This window comes from Alcanivorax sp. HI0044, assembly GCF_001634945.1.
Window position 1 is genome coordinate 1 of record NZ_LWEZ01001893.1, and the last position, 1,535, is coordinate 1,535.

Consider the following 1,535-nt stretch of genomic DNA (forward strand, 5'->3'; position numbering starts at 1 on the left):
CACCCGGGCAAGGGCATTCAGTCCGGAGCGAATATTGTGCTCACGATCGATATTGGAGCCCAGGCTGAGAAATACCTGAGCCTGAGACGCTTCACTCTTCAGCCCTTCACCCATCGGGACGCTCACCCCGCTCAATAATCACGCCTACATCCCGGGCCCCACGCAGAGCGCCCGGCTTGCTGAGCCGCAACTTCAGCCACGGCACCTGGAACTCGTTGAGCACCAGCTGTGCCACATTCTCAGCCAGAGTCTCAACCAGCTGAAACTCACTGCTTTCGATAAAGGCGATCAACCGCTTGCCAATAGACTTGTAATCCAGGGCGTCATCAATATGGTCCGACGCCGCGCCTTTACGGATATCCGCCGCCATTTCCAGATCCAGGCTCACGGTCTGGCGAATACGGCGCTCCCAGTCGAAAATGCCGATCACGGTATCCACTTTCAAATCATTGATATAAACAATATCCATACTCGATCTCTTGGCGTGGCATTCATTGGCGACAGCACCCTGGCGAATGAATCCCATTTCAGGTAATCAGATGTTACGCTTGCAGCGCAGGCAATAACGTCGTGCTGTGTACAATGTCACCCCGTGTATTACACAGCGATGCGAAGGGAGATTATAGCCGGTGCAAGCAGGGACATTACAGGAAGTCTGGTTCTGGTTACTGCCATTGTGCGTGGCCGGCTATCTGATGGGCTCCATTTCCAGTGCCATCCTGGTTTGCCGGCTGTTCGGCTACCCGGACCCGCGCACGGAGGGCTCCAATAACCCCGGGGCCACCAATGTGCTGCGCATCGGCGGCAAACCCGCCGCCGCCCTCACACTACTCGGCGACGTACTCAAAGGGGTGATCCCCGTAGTGCTGGCCCGCTATCTGGATATGGGCCCCTTTGTCGCGGCAATGGTCGGTGCTTTCGCCTTCCTGGGCCACCTGTATCCGGTATTCTTTCACTTTCAGGGCGGTAAAGGCGTGGCCACGGCTTTTGGGTTGCTGTTCGCCCTGCACTGGCCCAGTGGGCTGGTTGCCGGTAGCACCTGGCTGCTGGTCTTTGCGCTTAACCGTATCTCCTCCATCGCCTCACTCAGTGCCTTTGTGGTAGCGCCAGCTTGTATTTTCGCCTGGCTGCCCCAGGCCTTCTGGCCCATGCTGGCCCTGTCTCTGGTGATGATTGCCCGGCACCGCAGCAACCTGCAGAAAATCCTGCGCGGGGAAGAACTGGGGTTCAGGAAGAAAGACTGAGCCGCAGTGTAAAGTTGAAAGTTCAAAGTTGAAAAGCGCGTCAACGCGCCTCGGGTTTTGACAGGCATTGCCCGCGACATTACCCTCATCGCGGGCAGAGCATGGCAAAGCAGGACAGCCTAATCCGCGTTTAAACTTTGAACTTTAAACTTTCAACTGGGTTTACAGCCCCGCCAGCTCAGTTAGCGGCCACCTTGGGCGCACTTTGATCGGCAACTCCGCAGACTCACCCGCCTGCAAACGCAACGCCCCGGCAAAGGCAATCATGGCGCCGTTGTCGGTGCAGTATTG

At 57.1% G+C, this 1,535-nt stretch carries 2 protein-coding genes and 1 pseudogene; 1 reads left to right on the forward strand and 2 read right to left on the reverse strand.

Translation table 11 applies throughout. The features are described from left to right. Positions 1 to 106 precede the first annotated feature (106 nt). A complete protein-coding gene (folB, locus tag A3730_RS28275; protein WP_063519278.1) occupies positions 107 to 469 on the reverse strand; it encodes a dihydroneopterin aldolase in 363 nt (120 codons plus the stop codon). 160 nt (positions 470 to 629) lie between these two features. On the opposite strand from folB, the gene plsY reads away from it, so the two are divergent. Then, positions 630 to 1,244 (forward strand): glycerol-3-phosphate 1-O-acyltransferase PlsY, encoded by a 615-nt coding sequence (plsY, locus tag A3730_RS28280; protein ID WP_082872264.1) that lies wholly within the window; start codon positions 630 to 632, stop codon positions 1,242 to 1,244. Positions 1,245 to 1,406: 162 nt separating this feature from the next. On the opposite strand, the pseudogene A3730_RS30725 reads toward plsY, so the two are convergent. After that, positions 1,407 to 1,535 (reverse strand): annotated as a pseudogene (locus A3730_RS30725) (tRNA (adenosine(37)-N6)-threonylcarbamoyltransferase complex transferase subunit TsaD); the annotation flags it as partial.